This is a genomic window from Nonomuraea fuscirosea, assembly GCF_035917475.1.
GTDB lineage: Bacteria > Actinomycetota > Actinomycetes > Streptosporangiales > Streptosporangiaceae > Nonomuraea > Nonomuraea fuscirosea.
Map to the genome: position 1 here is coordinate 9,757,616 of NZ_CP109074.1, position 16,814 is coordinate 9,774,429.

At 70.7% G+C, this 16,814-nt stretch carries 18 protein-coding genes; 13 read left to right on the forward strand and 5 right to left on the reverse strand.

What is annotated here, in order from left to right:
• Nucleotides 1-220 precede the first annotated feature (220 nt).
• From nuoH to OIE67_RS44685, 3 genes are read right to left on the reverse strand one after another with little or no spacing between them, the layout of a single operon-like run.
• Nucleotides 221-1,162: an NADH-quinone oxidoreductase subunit NuoH gene (gene nuoH / locus OIE67_RS44675; protein ID WP_326631944.1), complete on the reverse strand. Its 942-nt coding sequence runs from the start codon at nt 1,160-1,162 to the stop codon at nt 221-223.
• A complete protein-coding gene (locus tag OIE67_RS44680; RefSeq protein ID WP_326631946.1) occupies nt 1,155-1,880 on the reverse strand; it encodes an NADH-quinone oxidoreductase subunit C in 726 nt (241 codons plus the stop codon). Before OIE67_RS44680 ends, nuoH begins: the two co-directional genes overlap by 8 nt.
• Nucleotides 1,877-2,422: an NADH-quinone oxidoreductase subunit B gene (locus OIE67_RS44685; RefSeq protein ID WP_106246453.1), complete on the reverse strand. Its 546-nt coding sequence runs from the start codon at nt 2,420-2,422 to the stop codon at nt 1,877-1,879. Before OIE67_RS44685 ends, OIE67_RS44680 begins: the two co-directional genes overlap by 4 nt.
• A 311-nt stretch (nt 2,423-2,733) precedes the next feature.
• Between OIE67_RS44685 and OIE67_RS44690 the strand changes: the two genes are divergently transcribed.
• Nucleotides 2,734-3,078: a hypothetical protein gene (locus OIE67_RS44690; RefSeq protein WP_326631949.1), complete on the forward strand. Its 345-nt coding sequence runs from the start codon at nt 2,734-2,736 to the stop codon at nt 3,076-3,078.
• A 56-nt stretch (nt 3,079-3,134) separates the two neighbouring features.
• On the opposite strand, the gene OIE67_RS44695 is transcribed toward OIE67_RS44690, so the two are convergent.
• Nucleotides 3,135-3,506, reverse strand: coding sequence for an NADH-quinone oxidoreductase subunit A (locus OIE67_RS44695; RefSeq protein WP_106246306.1), 372 nt, complete (start codon nt 3,504-3,506; stop codon nt 3,135-3,137).
• Nucleotides 3,507-3,612: 106 nt separating this feature from the next.
• Here OIE67_RS44695 and OIE67_RS44700 point away from each other — a divergent pair, with 106 nt between their 5' ends.
• The 11 genes from OIE67_RS44700 to OIE67_RS44745 all read left to right on the forward strand — a co-directional run bounded on the left by OIE67_RS44700 (nt 3,613) and on the right by OIE67_RS44745 (nt 15,370).
• On the forward strand, nt 3,613-5,097 hold the full coding sequence (locus OIE67_RS44700) for a polysaccharide deacetylase family protein (protein ID WP_326631953.1): 1,485 nt from the start codon (nt 3,613-3,615) through the stop codon (nt 5,095-5,097).
• Between the two features lie 33 nt (nt 5,098-5,130).
• Complete coding sequence (locus tag OIE67_RS55675; RefSeq protein ID WP_311132193.1) at nt 5,131-5,220, forward strand: putative leader peptide; 90 nt, start codon at nt 5,131-5,133, stop codon at nt 5,218-5,220.
• A 124-nt stretch (nt 5,221-5,344) separates the two neighbouring features.
• Complete coding sequence (locus OIE67_RS44705) at nt 5,345-7,189, forward strand: 2-oxoacid:acceptor oxidoreductase subunit alpha (RefSeq protein ID WP_326631955.1); 1,845 nt, start codon at nt 5,345-5,347, stop codon at nt 7,187-7,189.
• The gene (locus tag OIE67_RS44710; protein WP_326631957.1) at nt 7,182-8,228 is read left to right on the forward strand and encodes a 2-oxoacid:ferredoxin oxidoreductase subunit beta; all 1,047 of its coding nucleotides are present in this window, start codon (nt 7,182-7,184) and stop codon (nt 8,226-8,228) included. Before OIE67_RS44705 ends, OIE67_RS44710 begins: the two co-directional genes overlap by 8 nt.
• 20 nt (nt 8,229-8,248) lie before the next feature.
• Nucleotides 8,249-9,223, forward strand: a complete 975-nt coding sequence (locus OIE67_RS44715) for a hypothetical protein (protein ID WP_326631960.1) — start codon at nt 8,249-8,251, stop codon at nt 9,221-9,223.
• A gap of 18 nt (nt 9,224-9,241) precedes the next feature.
• Complete coding sequence (locus OIE67_RS44720) at nt 9,242-10,129, forward strand: NAD-dependent epimerase/dehydratase family protein (protein WP_326631961.1); 888 nt, start codon at nt 9,242-9,244, stop codon at nt 10,127-10,129.
• A 55-nt stretch (nt 10,130-10,184) separates the two neighbouring features.
• Complete coding sequence (locus OIE67_RS44725; RefSeq protein ID WP_326631963.1) at nt 10,185-10,844, forward strand: polysaccharide deacetylase family protein; 660 nt, start codon at nt 10,185-10,187, stop codon at nt 10,842-10,844.
• Entirely contained in the window at nt 10,844-11,755 is a 912-nt protein-coding gene (locus OIE67_RS44730) for a glycosyltransferase family 2 protein (RefSeq protein ID WP_326631965.1), read from the forward strand. Before OIE67_RS44725 ends, OIE67_RS44730 begins: the two co-directional genes overlap by 1 nt.
• The gene (locus OIE67_RS44735; protein ID WP_326631967.1) at nt 11,752-12,756 is read left to right on the forward strand and encodes a GNAT family N-acetyltransferase; all 1,005 of its coding nucleotides are present in this window, start codon (nt 11,752-11,754) and stop codon (nt 12,754-12,756) included. Before OIE67_RS44730 ends, OIE67_RS44735 begins: the two co-directional genes overlap by 4 nt.
• 90 nt (nt 12,757-12,846) lie before the next feature.
• Nucleotides 12,847-14,154 (forward strand): nucleotide sugar dehydrogenase, encoded by a 1,308-nt coding sequence (locus OIE67_RS44740; RefSeq protein WP_326631969.1) that lies wholly within the window; start codon nt 12,847-12,849, stop codon nt 14,152-14,154.
• Complete coding sequence (locus OIE67_RS44745) at nt 14,144-15,370, forward strand: glycosyltransferase family 4 protein (RefSeq protein WP_326631971.1); 1,227 nt, start codon at nt 14,144-14,146, stop codon at nt 15,368-15,370. The genes OIE67_RS44740 and OIE67_RS44745 overlap by 11 nt, the downstream gene beginning before the upstream one ends.
• A gap of 19 nt (nt 15,371-15,389) precedes the next feature.
• Here OIE67_RS44745 and OIE67_RS44750 read toward each other — a convergent pair whose 3' ends face one another.
• Nucleotides 15,390-16,232, reverse strand: a complete 843-nt coding sequence (locus tag OIE67_RS44750; RefSeq protein WP_326631973.1) for a glycosyltransferase — start codon at nt 16,230-16,232, stop codon at nt 15,390-15,392.
• Between the two features lie 26 nt (nt 16,233-16,258).
• Between OIE67_RS44750 and OIE67_RS44755 the strand changes: the two genes are divergently transcribed.
• On the forward strand, nt 16,259-16,807 hold the full coding sequence (locus tag OIE67_RS44755; protein WP_326631975.1) for a dTDP-4-dehydrorhamnose 3,5-epimerase family protein: 549 nt from the start codon (nt 16,259-16,261) through the stop codon (nt 16,805-16,807).
• Nucleotides 16,808-16,814 lie beyond the last annotated feature (7 nt).

Genomic DNA, 16,814 nt, shown 5'->3' on the forward strand with positions numbered 1-16,814 from the left:
TTGAACGTGGTCGTCGGCCTGCATGTTCGTCGAGGTACAACGGCCGGACATGGTCAGCCCTGCGTGTACGTAGGTCAACGGCCGGATGTGGCCATCCGCCGTGCATGTGTGTAGAGGTGAGTGGGCAGGAGTGGTCATCCGCCATGCATATGCGTGGGGGTGAACGGTCGGGCGTGGTCGGGCGCCATGCATGTAAGCAGAGCGGCGTGACCTGGGTGGGTTAGCTGAGGACCTTGACGATGCCGGTGAGGGCGAGTTGGACGAGGGCCAGGGGGACGAGGACGGCCCAGGCCAGCTTCTGGAGCTGGTCCTCGCGCAGTCGCGGGTAGGTGACGCGGAGCCAGATCACGACGAAGGCCAGCAGGAAGACCTTCAGCAGCGTCCACAGCCACCCGGGCAGCAAAGGACCCTGCCAGCCGCCCAGGAACAGGACGGTGGTCAGGAAGGACAGGACGACGATGCCGGCGTACTCGGAGAGCATGAAGAGCGCGAAGCGCATGCCTGTGTACTCGGTCATCGGGCCCATGATGATCTCGGACTCGGCGATCGGCATGTCGAACGGGGGGCGGCGGAGTTCGGCCAGGCCGGCCAGGAAGAAGACGATGCCGCCGATGGCCTGCCAGGGCAGCCACCACCACTGCCACGCTTCGACGATCGACGGGAGCGACAGGGTGCCGGCCGCCATGGCCACCGACGAGGCCGCGAGGACGAGGGGCAGTTCGTACGACATGAGCTGGGCCGCCGAGCGCATGCCGCCGAGGACGGAGTATTTGTTCGCCGACGCCCAGCCCGCCATGATCGAGCCGAGGACGCCGATGCCCATGACGGCGAGGACGAAGAAGAGGCCGAGGTCGAGGTCGACGGCCACGCGGTCGCGGTCGATGGGGATGACGATCAGGACGACGAGGTACGGGACGAGCGCCACGCCTGGGGCGATCATGAAGATGCGGCGGTCGGCCGCGGCCGGGATGATGTCCTCCTTCTGCGCGAACTTCACCCCGTCGGCGATGAGCTGCGCCCAGCCGTGGAACCCGCCCGCGTACATGGGGCCGAGGCGGGACTGCATGTGGGCCATGACCTTGTGCTCCGTCTGCCCGATGATGAGGGGCAGCACCAGGAACACGATCAGGATGACGACGAAGCTCAGCACCACTTCAAGCATCGGGCGGCCCCCAGTCGGCAGGTACTCCTGGCGGAAGCGTCTTGCGGCGGCTCGGGGAGCCGTGTCCTGATTCGCCCGGTTCCTTCGCGCCCGGCCAGGGCTTGGCGACGCGGGCGGCGAGAATGAAATCCTTGCGCAGCGGGTGGCCTTCGAAGCCGTCGGGCAGGAGGAGGGGCACGAGGTTGGGGTGGTCGTCGAAGATCACGCCGAACATCTCGTACGTCTCGCGCTCGTGCCAGTTCGCACCCCGGTAGACGCCCACGGCGGTCGGCAGGTGGGGGTGGTCCTTGGGTACGCGGGTGCGCAGAAGCAGCCGGCTGCCCGTCTCCGGGTTGTAGACGTGGGCCACGACGAGGAAGGCGTCCGGTGGGTCGTCCACGCCGGTCAGCCAGTCGAAGAAGGCGTGGCCGAGGTCGTCGCGGGCGTAGGTGAGCAGGGCGATCCAGTCGGCGGGGGCCACGTCGGCGGTGGTGTCGCCGTACGACTCCGAGATTTGGACGCGGTCGCCGAAGTGGGCCGAGATCCGGGCGGTCACTGCGCCGCCTTGGGCTGTTTCGGCCTCAGCTGTTTCGGTGTCGGTCTGGTCGGGGTCGGAGTTGTCCTGCGCGGTCGGGGTGTCGCTGGGAACGTCCTGGCCGGTCGGGGTCGTGGTTGAGTCGCCCTGCCCGTGCGGGGTCGCGTCGGGGTCGTTCTGTCCGTTCGGGGGCGTGGCCGTCATGACTGGTCCGCTTCCGGGGAGTCGCCGTGAGGGCGGGACCAGACGTAGCGGTCGCTGAGCTTCTCGCCGGCGATCTTCTCCTGGAGCTTCATGATGCCGTACAGGAGCGCTTCGGGCCGGGGTGGGCAGCCGGGGACGTACACGTCGACGGGGATGATCTGGTCCACGCCGTTGGTGACGCAGTAGGAGTCCCAGTACGGGCCGCCGGTGTTGGAGCAGGCGCCGAACGAGATCACGTACTTCGGGTCGGGCATCTGCTCGTAGAGGCGCTTGACGGCCGGGGCCATCTTGTCGGTGACCGTGCCTGAGACGATCATGAGGTCGGCCTGTCTGGGGCCGTTCGCGAACGGGATCACGCCGAAGCGGATGAAGTCGTGGCGGCTGGTGGAGGTCGCGATGAACTCGATGGCGCAGCAGGCCAGCCCGAAGTTGAACACCCAGAGCGAATAACGGCGGCCCCAATTGAGCACGAAACGCATCGGTTTGGGCGCCAACCGGGAGATCGGGCCCACGGTGGGCATCGGGAGATCCGTTGCTGCCATGTCGCCCATTCTTGCGCGGATCACTGGTCAGGCAAAGGAATGGCGCCAAAGGGGGTGTTCCATAGGGGTTCGTCGGCGGCTCAGCTCGCGCGATCACGTGGTGGGTTGGCTGCTTCCGGAGGTGGGGACGCGCCGCTCGGAGGCGGGCTGGTGGGGGCGCGCGCCGATCAGGGGTGGAGGTGCGGGTGGAACTTCGCGATCTCCAGGGGCGTTGGACGGGTGTGGGTAGTGGTTCCAGTAAGAAGCGTTTACGTAAGGGAGACCGGCCCCGCCGTCAGGGTGCGTTCTCGACGAAGGTTCCGCACCGGCGCATGACGCCCCAGGAGCGTTATGACCGCTATTGGGGACGGAAGGCCGCGGCTCGGGCTTCGAAGCCGTCGGACGTCTGGATCTCCTGGGGCCTGCCCACGGCGGGTCTGGTGATCACCTGCGAACTGCTCTACCTCTTCCTCGTCGCCGAGCGGACAGGCGGGACGAGCGTCCTCGGGGTGCTGGCGACCGGGGCGTGTGCCGCTGTCGCCGCGTGCTTTCAGGTATTGCATGAAGCCGTCCGCGGGGTCGACCACGTGGGTGGCAATCGGTTCGTGGTCATCAGTGTCGTCTCGGCGGGCGTGACAGCGCTCGCCGTGCTCGCCCAACTCGTCTTCGTGCATTGAGCGGCTTGGGGACCGAGCGGCTTGCACGCTGAAGGCCCCAGTCGCGCTGAGGGTGCTCAGGTCCAGGTGAGGACGCGTTTGCGCCAGGCGTAGACGATGCCGAGCGCGATGAACCCCAGGAACACGAACATCTCCACCAGCGTCGTCAGCCCGTAGCCGGGCGTGTCGAAGACGGTGGCCCAGGGGAACAGGAAGACGGCGTCCACGGCGAAGACGACGTACAGGTACGTGAAGACGTAGTAGCGCACCTGTGACTGCGCCCACCCCTCCCCGACGGGGTCGACCCCGCACTCGTACGTGGTGAGCTTCTCCGGGGTCGGGCGGTTCGGGCGGAGCAGGCGGTTGGCGAACAGGGCGCCGGCCACGATGGCGACGCCGATGGCGAGTAGTGCGGCGACCAGCGCGTACGAGCCGAAGTAGCCGTCCATGAACGCGATGGTAACCCGAGGAGGGGTACCCGCACCGGTCAAAGCCTCTGGACCTATCCCCCAAAATCGGAGTAAAAGGTAAGATCGGCACCATAACCTGACATGCATGCATAAATCGCGGTTCTGTGTGGGGATCGCTCTGCTGGCCCTCTCAGCCTCCGGTTGCGGCATGGCCGCCGCCGGCGACGGGAAGGACGTCATGGTCCCGGCAGAGCCGACGATGATCGACTTCGTCGACCCCGCCGGCGTCGTCGGTCTGTCCACCAGGACGCTGACCGAAGGCGACTCCGCGGACAGCAGATATGTGCACATCAACTACCCAGAACTGCCCGGCGCCCCCGCGCTCACCAAGGCCCTGCGCGCCCAGGCAGAGCGGCAGATGAAGGACTTCCACGACCGCACCCGAGGCGATGAGCACCTGACGCCCCGCCCCGAGCTGAACGTGGACTGGCAGCTCGCCGCCGCCTCGCCCCAGGCCGTCGCGGTCCGGCTGCGCACCGGCGAATATCTCGGCGCGCGATGGGGCAACTCCACCCGCACCTACTGGTACGACCCGGGCGCCGGCAAGGCGGTCGACTCGACCGGGCTGCTGGCGGGCAAAGCGGCGCTCAGGACGCTGGCTGCGCTGGTCAAGGAGCAGTTCAAGGAGCGCAAGCCGCGGATCGAGCAGGACGACCTGCGGCCCGGCGGTGACACGTTCGACTCGATGGCCTTCAACCGGAACGGTGACCTCGTCGTCGAGTTCGACGACTGCCAACTCGGCCCCTGCTCGCTCGGCCGGCTGGCCGTGGCGGTGCCGGCCTGGCAGGCGGAGCCGCTGCTGTCGGATCTGGGCCGGCGGGCGCAGGAGAGCGTGCGCGCCGGCAGCGCGACGCACGCCGGCCCGCCCCGCTTCGCGCCCACGACCAGCCCCGGCACGGTCAGCAGCAGGGCCGGCGGCGTGGACTGCGGGCGGGTCAAGTGCGTGGCGCTGACGTTCGACGACGGGCCGGGACCGTACACGGGGAAGCTGCTCGACGCGCTCAAGGGGGCGCGGGCGCGGGCGACGTTCTTCACGGTCGGGAGCAACGCGATGGCGCAGCCGGCGCTGGTGCGCCGGATGAGCGCGGAGGGTCATCTGGTCGGCAACCACAGCTGGGCGCACAGGGACCTGTCGAAGCAGGCCAGCAGCAAGATCGCCGACTCGCTCGGGAAGACCAACAGCGTGGTGGCGGACGTCATCGGGCAGACGCCCACGCTGGTGCGCCCGCCGTACGGGGCGGTGAGCCCGCGGGTACGTGACGTCGCCCGCGACATGGGGCTGGCTCTGGTCAACTGGGACGTCGACACCAAGGACCAGATCGGGGGACGAGCCGGCGAATCCGGCGACATAGCGGACCTGACCGTGCGTGCGGCGCATCCAGGTGCGATCATTCTTATGCACGACATCCATCGGGAAACCGTCGTGGCGGTTCCGGACATCCTCAAAAGGTTGCGCGGGAAGGGTTACAGGTTCGTCACCGTTCCTGAGTTGTACGGCTCTGCGGGGATGCAGGCCGGACGCCTGTACGGGTCAGGAAACGAGCTGCCGGGTAAGCAGCCCCTGACGTAACGCACGTAGTAGGGGGACGTATAGTTGGCGCTCGTGACCCGAACCGTCCTGTTCGCCCGCCTGCATGTAGACCTCTGCAGGCTCGCGTCCGGGCTGTGTCGTCGCTCTCCCACCTCACCCTGACTGATGTCAACCGCGTTTACCCGCTCAACGCGGCTGGCAAACGCGTGACCTTCCGAGGATCTAGCATGGATACAGAGAACGCGCCCAGGCAACCGCGCATCGGCGCGTCGAGGAGGACTGAGCTGTGACAAAGCAGGTCCAGCAACTCGATCGCGTGATCATCAGGTTCGCTGGAGACTCCGGCGACGGCATGCAGCTCACCGGTGACCGCTTCACCGCGGGGACGGCGGAGTTCGGCAACGACCTGTCGACGCTGCCCAACTTCCCCGCCGAGATCCGCGCGCCCGCAGGCACCCTGCCCGGCGTGTCGAGCTTCCAGCTCCACTTCGCCGACCACGACATTCTCACGCCCGGCGACGCGCCGAACGTGCTCGTGGCGATGAACCCCGCCGCGCTCAAGGCCAACCTGGGCGACCTGCCCAGGGGCGCCGACATCATCGCCAACACCGACGAGTTCACCAAGCGCAACCTGCAGAAGGTCGGCTACGCCGCCAACCCGCTGGAGGACGAGTCGCTGAGCGAGTGGCGGGTGCACGCGGTGCCGCTGACCTCGCTGACCGTCAAGGCGCTCGAGGACTTCGACCTGTCCAAGAAGGACGCCGAGCGGTCGAAGAACATGTTCGCCCTCGGCCTGCTGTCCTGGCTCTACCACCGGCCGACCGAGCAGACCGTCAAGTTCCTCGAGCAGAAGTTCGCCAAGAAGCCCGATCTGGCCAAGGCCAACATCGCGGCCTTCCAGGCCGGCTGGAACTACGGCGAGACGACCGAGTCGTTCTCGGTCTCCTACGAGGTCAAGCCCGCGCGGCTGGCGCCGGGCGTCTATCGCAACATCTCCGGCAACCAGGCGCTGGCGTACGGACTGATCGCGGCGAGCGTGCAGTCGAAGCTGCCGCTGTTCCTGGGGTCCTACCCGATCACCCCGGCCAGCGACATCCTGCACGAGCTGAGCAAGCACAAGCGGTTCGGCATCCGCACCTTCCAGGCGGAGGACGAGATCGCGGGCGTCGGCGCGGCGCTGGGCGCGGCGTTCGGCGGAGCGCTGGGCGTGACCACGACGAGCGGCCCCGGCGTGGCGCTGAAGGCGGAGACCGTCGGCCTGGCGGTCACCACCGAGCTGCCGTTGATCGTCGTGGACGTGCAGCGGGCCGGTCCCAGCACCGGCATGCCGACCAAGACCGAGCAGACCGACCTGCTGATGGCGTTGTTCGGGCGCAACGGCGAGTCGCCGGTGCCGGTCGTGGCGCCGATGTCGCCGAGCGACTGCTTCGACGCGGCCGTCGAGGCGGCCAGGATCGCCGTCAAATATCGCACTCCGGTCATGTTGCTCTCGGACGGCTACCTGGCCAACGGCTCGGAGCCGTGGCGCCTGCCGGAGATTTCCGACTTGCCGGACATCTCGCAGGAGTTCACCACCGAGCCCAACGGCGCCGACGGCGAGTTCCTGCCGTTCAAGCGCGACACCGAGACCCTCGCCCGCCCGTGGGCCATCCCCGGCACCCCCGGGCTCGAACACCGCATCGGCGGCATCGAGAAGGCCGACGGCACCGGCAACATCTCCTACGACCCGAACAACCACGACCTGATGGTCCGCACCAGGGCCGCCAAGATCGCCGGCATCGACGTGCCCGACCTGGAGGTCGACGACCCCGACGGTGACGCGAGGGTGCTGGTCATCGGCTGGGGTTCGACGTACGGGCCGATCGCCGCGGCCGTGCGGCGCATCAGGAGGAGCGGTGGCAAGGTCGCGCAGACCCACCTGCGTCACCTCAACCCGCTGCCCGCCAACACCGGCGACGTGCTCAAGCGCTATGACAAGGTGCTGCTGCCCGAGATCAACCTCGGTCAGCTGGCGCTGCTGCTGCGGGCGCGCTTCCTCGTCGACGTGATCAGCTACAACCGTGTGCGCGGGCTCCCGTTCAAGGCCGAGGAGCTGGCCGGAGTCATCCAGGACGTGATCGACAGTGACTGAGCTGGTTAATGGGAAGGGCCTGTCGCTCATCCCGAAGACCGACGTGAAGCAGGGCATGAAGGACTTCAAGTCCGACCAGGAGGTGCGCTGGTGCCCGGGCTGCGGTGACTACGCGATCCTGGCCGCGGTGCAGAGCTTCCTGCCCGATTTGGGGCTCAAGCGGGAGAACATCGTGTTCGTCTCGGGCATCGGCTGCTCCTCGCGCTTCCCGTACTACCTCGACACCTACGGTTTCCACTCCATCCACGGCCGGGCGCCGGCCATCGCGACCGGGCTCGCGGCCAGCAGGCCCGACCTGAGCGTGTGGGTGATCACCGGTGACGGCGACGCGCTGTCCATCGGCGGCAACCACCTGATCCACGCGCTGCGGCGCAACGTCAACCTGAACATCCTGCTGTTCAACAACAGGATCTACGGCCTGACGAAGGGCCAGTACTCCCCCACCTCCGAGGTCGGCAAGATCACCAAGTCGACCCCGATGGGCTCGCTGGACAAGCCGTTCAACCCGATCTCGCTGGCCATCGGCGCCGAGGCGTCGTTCGTGGCCAGGACCATCGACTCCGACCGCAAGCACCTGCAGTCGGTGCTGCGCGAGGCGACCGAGCACCGCGGCACGTCGCTGGTCGAGATCTACCAGAACTGCAACATCTTCAACGACAACGCCTTCGAGCAGCTCAAGGACCCCGAGGTCCGCGACGACATCACGCTGCGGCTGGAACACGGGCAACCGATCACCAGCGCCTCGAAGGCCGTCGTCCGCGGTGCGAACGGCGGCATCGAGGTCGTGGCCCGCGACGGCGTGAGCGAGGACGAGATCCTCGTGCACGACGCGCACAACCCCGACCCGTCGGTGGCCTTCGCGCTCAGCAGGCTCGACGAGCCGGCCTTCGAGCACGTGCCGATCGGCATCTTCCGTCAGGTCGACCGGCCGGCGTACGACGTGCTCATGGCCGAGCAGCTGGAAGAGGCCGTGGCCCAGAAGGGGCCCGGCGACCTGGGAGAGCTGCTGCTGGGTGGCGACACCTGGCGCATCGGCTGATTTTTCGCGACGATGCCGGGGTGGCGAGGACGTGGTCGTACGTTGTAGCCGCGGTCGCCGCCCTGGCACTGGTCGTGGCCGTCGCGGGTGAACCGACCGAGCCGGCCGGGCAGGCCGAGAGCCCAGCCGGACAGACGGCCGAACCAGCCGAAAAGGCCACAGACCAGGCGAATAAGGCTGCAGATCAAGCGGTCAGCCCCCCGGCGACGGTCCCGGCCGGCTTCCCCGACGCCGCCTCGACCGGCGTCCCCCCGGGCACGACGCTCACCGACGTCGCCGGTGACCAGGTCTTCGCCAGGGACGGCGAGGTCGTCGAGGGCAAGGTCTTCTACGGCTTCGTCACCGTGACCGCGCGCGGCGTCACGTTCAGGAAGTGCGTCTTCCGCGGCGGCCCCACCGAGGAGACACGCCCGCTGGTCGACAGCGAGCACGCCCGCGACACCGTGATCGAGGACTCCGAGTTCTACCCCACGCACCCCTCGCCGTCGATCGACGGCATCTGGGCGGCGCACACCAAGATCTACCGCAGCGAGTTCCGCGGCACGGTGGACGGGATCAAGGCTCATACCGAAACCCTGGTCCAGGACTCCTACATCCATGACCTGAGCTGGTTCGCCAGCGATCCCGACCAGGGCGGCGAGTCCACGCACAACGACGGCGTCCAGGCGTTCGCCGAGCAGCGCGGCGTCACGCTGCGGCACAACACGATCGACGTCTCCACCACCGAGGACCCGAACGCGGCCGTCCAGTCCTCGGCGGACGACCTGCGGGTGGAGGACAACTACCTCGACGGCGGCGCCTGCGTGGTCAACATCGACCACACGCCGCTGGGCCGGCCGCTGACCGGGCAGCGGGTCACCGGCAACCGGTTCGGCCGCGGCTCCGCGTACGACTGCCCCATCCTGCTGAGCACGCGTTCGACGCTCCGGGCGGGGTCGGGAAACGTCTGGCACGATTCGGGCGATCCCATACCGTCACCCGAACAACACGACTGAAAGAACCGCGGAGGCCGCATGTCCGTCTGGAACGGGACGCGGGCCCTGGTAACGGGCGCGACCGGGTTCATCGGCTCCCACCTCGTCCGGCGGCTGACCGAGCTGGGCGCGGAGACGCACGCGGTGAGCCGCCGCCCGCAGGGGCGCGAGAGCTGGCACGCGGTGGACCTCACCGACGCCGCCGCCACCGCGGAGCTGGTCGCGCGGGTCGCGCCCGAGGTGGTCTTCCACCTGGCCGGCGAGGTCACCGGCGTACGCGAGCCGGCCACCGTGGGCCCCACGCTGGCGGGCAACCTGGGCGCCACGGTGAACCTGCTGACCGCGCTCACCGGCACTTCGGTGCGCAGCGTGGTGCTGGCCGGGTCCGTGGAGGAGCCGCGTGACGGTCAGGCTCCCGGCTCCCCGTACGCGGCGGCCAAGGCGGCGGCGACCGGGTACGCGCGCCTGTACCACGCGCTGTGGCAGGTGCCGGTCTCGGTGCTGCGGGTGGCCATGGTCTACGGCCCGGGCGAGCCGAACCTGGCCAGGCTGGTGCCGTACGTGACGTTGTCGCTGCTGCGCGGGCAGGCGCCCGAGCTGACGTCCGGGACCAGGCTGATCACCTGGGTGTACGTGGACGACGTGGTGGAGGCGTTCGTCCGCGCGGGCGCCAGCGGTGACGCGGCCGGGCACGTGCTCGACATCGGCGCCCCGGAGCCGGTCTCCATCCGCGACACCGCGGAGCTGCTGGCGAAGATCGTCGGCGGCCCCGCCAGGCCCGTGTACGGCGCGGTGGCCGCCCGCCCGCTGGACCGCGCGCAGCGCTCCGACATCGAGCCGGCCGCCCGCGTCCTGGGCTGGCGGCCGGTCGTCTCCCTGGAGGAGGGCCTCAGCCGGACGGTCGATTGGCACGCAAGTCGCCTGTAACGGTCCATCCCGGGCGGCGATAACACTCTCGGCGGCACTCTGATCAGGGGGCGGGATGCGTGCGGTGACGAATCTGACCGTGCACGGCATCGGCGGCACCACCCGGGAGCTCGACCGGGGCGAGGACCAGACGTGGGTGTCGGTCGAGCAGTTCGAGCGGGTGGTCGACGCGGTGGCGGGGCGGCCCGACGTACGGCTCACGTTCGACGACGGCAACGCCTCCGACGTGGAGATCGCGCTCCCCCGGCTGCTGGAGCGCGGGCTGGAGGCGGAGTTCTTCGTGCTGGCCGGGCTGCTCGGCGAGCCGGGCCGGCTCGACGCCGGCGGCGTGCGCGAGCTGGTCGGCAAGGGGATGCGGGTGGGCTCGCACGGCTGGGCGCACCGCGACTGGCGCACACTGGACGCGGCCCAGGCGGGCGAGGAGCTGACCCGGGCCCATGAGGTGCTCGGCGAGCTGACCGGCGCGCCCGTGTCCAGGGTGGCGATCCCGTTCGGCTCCTACGACAGACGGGTGCTGCGCCGCTTACGCCGCGCGGGGGTGACCCGCGCGTACACCAGCGACGGCGGCCGGGCCAGGGCGGGCTCGTGGCTGCAGCCGCGCACCAGCCTGCGGCGCGACCTGGACGCCGCGTGGATCGACGGAGTGCTCGCCGGGCCCTCGCCGGCCCGCCGGGCGGGCAAGCTCGGCATGCGGCTGTACAAGCGGGTGCGCTGATGCGCAGGGTCGCGGTGGTCATCGTCACCTACAACAGCGCGGACGTGCTCCAGGGCTGCCTCGACTCGCTGCCGGCCGGCGCGGCCGGGGCGGAGCTGGCCGCGGTCGTGGTGGCGGACAACGCCTCGAAGGACGACTCCACGGCGCTGGCGGCCGCGCGGGCGGACCTACCGGTCACGGTGGTGCAGGTGGGCAGGAACGCCGGATACGCGGCGGCCATCAACGCCGGGATCGCCGCGCTCGACCTCGACCGGCTGGACGGCGTCTACGTGCTCAACCCCGACTGCCGGCTGCGCCCGGGGGCGGTCGCGCCCCTGCTGGACTGCCTGGAGCAGCCGGGCCGGGGCATCGTGGTGCCGTACATGGTCAATCCGGACGGCACGCTGCAACCCTCGCTGCGCCGGATGCCCACGGTGGGCCGGGCCGTGGCCGAGGCGGTGGTCGGCGGGGCGCTGGCCGGGCGCATGGGCACGGCGGGCGAGCTGGTGACCGACCCGCGCGACTACGCCAGGCCGGGCGCCTTCGCCTGGGCGACGGGGGCGGCGCTGATGCTCGCGCCGCGGATGATCCGCGAGGTGGGGGCGTGGGACGAGTCGTTCCTGCTCTACAGCGAGGAGACGGACTACTGCCTGCGCGCCGCTGACCTGGGCTGGGCCACCTGGTACGAGCCCGCCTCGGTGATCGAGCACATCGGCGGCGCGTCGGGGATCGATCCGGTGCTGGCGTCGCTGCTGGTCGTCAACAAGGTCCGGCTGTTCCGGCGGCGGCACGGGCCCGTGCGCGGGACGGCGTACTACGTGGCCGTGCTGGCGGGTGAGGCCGTGCGGGCGCTGGCGGGGCGGCGTACGTCCAGGGCCAGCGTGGTGGCGCTGTTGCGCCCCTCCCGGCGCATGACGGCCCTGCCCCAATGACGGGCCTGCGGGTCAGGACGTTCGGCGAGCTCTCCGCGGCCGAGCTGGACGCCTGGGAGACGGTACGGGCCGCGAACCCGGCGCTGGACAGCCCGTACTTCCATCCCGGCTTCTCCGCGGCCGTGCACGCCTCGGGGCGCACCGTCCACGTGGCCGTCGGGGACGACGTGTTCGTGCCGCACCACCGCGACGGCCGGCTGCTGCGCCCGGCCGGCTGGCCCGGGGCGGACTTCCAGGGGCCGATCCTGGCCGCCGGCGCCGGGTTCCGGCCGCTCGACCTGCTCGGGAACGGCGCGAGCGGCTACGCGTTCGACCATCTGGTGCCGGACGCCCCCGGCTTTGACCGATGGGTGCTCTCGCGCAGGCCGTCGCCCTACCTGGACGTCACCGGCGGGCTGACGGGCTATCTGGGCCGGGCCTCCAAGAGCGGCAAGGACAACATGGGGCAGGCGCGGCGCAGGGCCGCAAGGGCTGAGCGGGACCTCGGCGCGGTCAGGTTCGAGGCGGACTCGGTGGACGCCGGGGCGCTGGCGCGGGTGATCGAGCTCAAGCGGGCCCAGTACGCCGCCACCGGCGCCCAGGACTACTTCGCCGAGCCCGACCGGATCAAGCTGCTCGAAGGGCTGCTCAGCACCCGCGACCCGGGCTTCGGCGGCGTGCTGTCCACCCTGCGCGCCGGACCGCACCTGCTCGCGGCCCACTTCGGGCTCAGGGCGGGCGGGGTGCTGCACTGGTGGTTCCCCGTCTACGACCCGGCGTACGCCAAGCTGTCCCCCGGCTGGATCCTGCTGCGCGAGCTGGTCGCGGCGGCCCCTTCGCTCGGGATCGCCAGGATCGACCTCGGGCGGGGCGAGGACGAGTACAAGCGGCGGGCCAGGACCGGCGAGAGCGTGGTCTGCCAGGGCATCGTGACCAGGAATCCGGCCCGCCGGTGGGCCGCCGCCGCCGGCACCCGGGCCAGGGCGGCCGTGCGGTCCCTCCGCGCCAGAAGAAATCGGTAACGTTCCAAACGGCATACCCGACATATCCCTTGGAGGCGGGGGATAACGCATTACGCCCTCCACATAGACGGTCCAACACGGAGGGCGGCTATGCGGATCAGTGTCTTCGGGCTCGGCTACGTGGGGTGCGTCTCGGCCGCCTGCCTGGCCTCCATGGGCCATCAGGTCGTGGGCGTGGACGTCAATCCGGCCAAGGTCGACCTCATCAACGGCGGGCACGCGCCCATCGTCGAGGAGCGCATCGGCGAGCTGATTGCCGAGACGACCGCCGGGGGCGCGCTGCGCGCCACCACCGACGCGGCGGAGGCGGTCGCGGCCACCGAGCTGTCGCTGGTCTGCGTGGGCACGCCGTCGGCGCCCAACGGCAGCCTGTCCACGACCTACCTGGAGCGGGTGGCCGAGCAGATCGGCCGGGCGCTGCGACCCGGGCACGTCGTCGTCTTCCGCTCGACCATGCTGCCGGGCACCTGCGCCGAGCTGCTGGTGCCGATCCTGGAGCTGGCCTCGGGCCTGCGCGCGGGCGCCGGCTTCGGGGTGGCGGTCAACCCCGAGTTCCTGCGCGAGGGCACCAGCGTGCGCGACTTCTTCGCGCCGCCGAAGACGGTGATCGGCGAGTCGGACGAGCGGACGGGGAACGTGGTGGCCTCCCTGTACGAGGGCCTGCCCGGCGACGTCTTCCGGGTCCCCATCCCCGTAGCCGAAATGACGAAATATGCGGACAACGCCTTTCACGCGGTCAAGATCGGTTTCGCCAACGAGATGGGCGCCATCTGCCAGGCACTCGGGCTCGACTCCCACCAGGTCATGGACGTCTTCCTGGCCGACCGCAAGCTCAACATCAGCCCCGCCTACCTGCGCCCCGGCTTCGCCTTCGGCGGCTCCTGCCTGCCCAAGGACCTGCGCGGCCTGGTCTACGCGGCCAGGAAGGCCGACGTGTCGATCCCGCTGCTGTCGCACGTGCTGCCCGCCAACGACGCGCACCTCCAGCGCGCCTTCGAGCTGATCACCGCCTCCGGCCGGCGCCGGATCGGCATGTTCGGCCTGTCGTTCAAGCCGGGCACGGACGACCTGCGCGAGAGCCCGCTCGTGGAGCTGGCCGAGCGGCTCCTCGGCAAGGGCTACGACCTGCGCATCTACGACGCCAACGTGACCCTGTCGCGGCTGGTCGGCGCCAACCGCGCCTACATCGCCGAACGGCTGCCGCATCTGGGCGACCTGCTCGGCGACTCGGCGGAGGAGGTGCTCGACCACGCCGAGGTGTGCGTCGTCGGGTGCCTGGACGAGCGGGTGCTCGCCGCCCTCGACCAGGCCGGCGACCGCACGATCGTCGACCTCGTCCGGATCCCGGACGCGGAAACCCAACGGGGCAGAAGGGACTACACAGGCATTGGGTGGTAGAGCGCTCATCCTCGTCGAGAACCTTTCCGTACCACTCGACCGGCGTGTCTGGCAGGAGAGCACCGCCCTGCGCCAGGCCGGCTGGGAGGTGCACGTTATCTGCCCCCAGGGGGCCAGACAGGACACCGAGGCGGAGGCCGTCATCGACGGCGTCCACATCCACCGCTATCCGCTGCGCGCCGCCACCGGCGGCCCGGTGGGCTTCCTGCGCGAGTACGGCTCCGCCCTGTGGCACACCTTCCGCCTGGCCCGGCGGCTCGGCAGGTTCGACGTCGTGCACGGGTGCAACCCGCCGGACCTGTTCTTCCTGGTCGCGCTGGCCATGCGGCGCCGGGGCACCCGGTACGTCTTCGACCAGCACGACCTCGTGCCCGAACTGTACCTGTCGCGCTTCGGCCGGGGGCGGGACCCGCTCTTCCGCGCGGTGTCGTGGATGGAGCGGATGACGTACCGGGCGGCGCACGTGGTGATCGCGACCAACGAGAGCTACCGGCAGGTCGCGCTGTCGCGGGGCGGCAAGCGGCCCGAGGAGGTGTTCGTGGTGCGCAGCGCGCCCGTGGTCGAGCGGTTCCACCAGGTGCCGCCGGACGCGTCCGTACGGCGCGGGAAGCCGTACCTGCTGTGCTACCTCGGCGTGATGGGCCCGCAGGACGGCGTCGACTACGCGCTGCGCAGCCTGGCCAGGCTGCGCGACGAGCACGGGCGCGCGGACTGGCACGCGGTGTTCGTCGGCGGCGGCGACACGTTCGACGCGATGGTCGCGCTGGCCCGCGAGCTGGGGCTGGACGACTGCGTGGAGTTCACGGGACGCATCCCGGACGAGGACCTGATGCGCTACCTGTCCACGGCCGACGTGTGCCTGTCGCCCGACCCGCTCAATCCGCTCAACGACGTCTCGACGATGAACAAGGTCATGGAGTACATGGCCATGTCCAAGCCCATCGTCTCCTTCGAGTTACGCGAGGCCCGCGTGTCGGCGGGCGAGGCGGCGCTGTACGCGCCCGCCAACGACGAGTCGGAGTTCGCCAAGCTGATCGCCCGGCTGCTCGACGACCCGGAGGAGCGGCGGCGGATGGGCGAGATCGGCCGGGAACGGGTGGCCGGGCCGCTGTCCTGGGAGCACTCGAAGACCGCGCTGCTGGCCGCCTACGAGGCCGCCGTGGCGCCGCGCGAGGGGGCACCGCACGAGGGGGCACCGCGCGAGGGGCCGCGGTGACGCCCGCCCCCAAGGCCGCCTACGAACGCGCGGGGTCCTGTTGACGGCTGCCCGCGTCGGTGCCCCAGCCCGTGGCGCCGCCGCGCAGTCTGGCCAGCAGCCGGTCCGCGGCCAGGACCGCCAGGTAGCAGGCGGCGTCCAGCGGGCTGACCTGGCGACCGGCCAGCAGCGCGCCGAGCGCGGCCGGCCGCAGCGCGCGGCCCGGCCGGCCCAGCGCGGCCAGCTCACGGTTGCCCCTGCGGACCCGGATCCGCCGGCGCAGGTGGGCGCGGACCGTGCCCGGCGGGCGTACCAGGGACCGGGCCGCATCGACCACGACGCGCTCGGCGCCGGTGAAGCAGCCGTCCACCCAGCCGTCGTCGGAGATCACGTCGGGCAGGGGGAACGCGCGCTCGTGGCCGCGCTCGTTGAGCACGTACACGCCCACGCCGGCCAGCGCCCGCGACGGCGCGACGAGCCGGTCGTGCGTCCGGTGCACCCGCCGCACCACGGGGCCGGTGCCGCTCAGGTCCCACTCGGGGACGGGCGCGCAGGCCAGCACGCCCGGCCGGTCCGCCGCCTCGGCCAGGGCCCGCACGGAGGCCGCGTCGAGGCGTACGTCGGCGTCCAGGTAGACCCGGGGGAAGACCCGGCACGCGGCGTCGCCCAGGCGCAGCGCGTTGACCTTGCCGGGCACGGGCGTCTCCAGCACCCGCACGCCGGGCCGCGCCGCCACCGCCGCCGTCCGGTCGGAGCAGGCGTTGGCCACCACCACGACGTCGAACTCCCCCGGCGCGGTCCCCGCGAGCAGCGCGTCGAGCCCCGCCGCGACGACCGTCTCCTCGTTGTGCGCCGGAATGACGACGCTCACCGACGCCTTCATCAGACCCCCTCCTGGAAGGACGAGACATGAAAGTGGAGCAGGGCGAGCTCGACGGGGTGCTGCTGTTCAGGCCGTCGCCGCACCGCGACAGCCGCGGCCTGTTCACCAGGACGTTCGACGCCGCCACCGCTGCCGCGGCGGGCCTGGACGCGTGCGCGTTCATCCAGGACAGCCAGTCCAGGTCGCGCCTGGGCACGATCCGCGGCCTGCACGGGCGCTCCGGCAGGGGCGAGGGCAAGCTGGTGCGCTGCGCGAGGGGCGCGGTGCACGACGTGCTGGTGGACGCCAGGCCGCACTCGCCCACGTTCGGGCGCAGCATGGCGGTGCGCCTGGACGACGAGGACTTCCTGACCCTCTACGTGCCTCCAGGACTGCTGCACGGCTTCCAGGCGCTGACCGACTTCGCGGACACCTGCTACCGCATCGACAGGGAGCACGATCCGAGCGCGGATCTGGCGGTCCGGTACGACGATCCCGACCTGGCGATCGCCTGGCCCCTGCCCCCGGCGGAGGTCAGCCCGCGCGACCTCGACGCGGGCTCCTGGGCCGAGCTGCTGCCCCGGCTCGGCGCCTGAGAGGCGG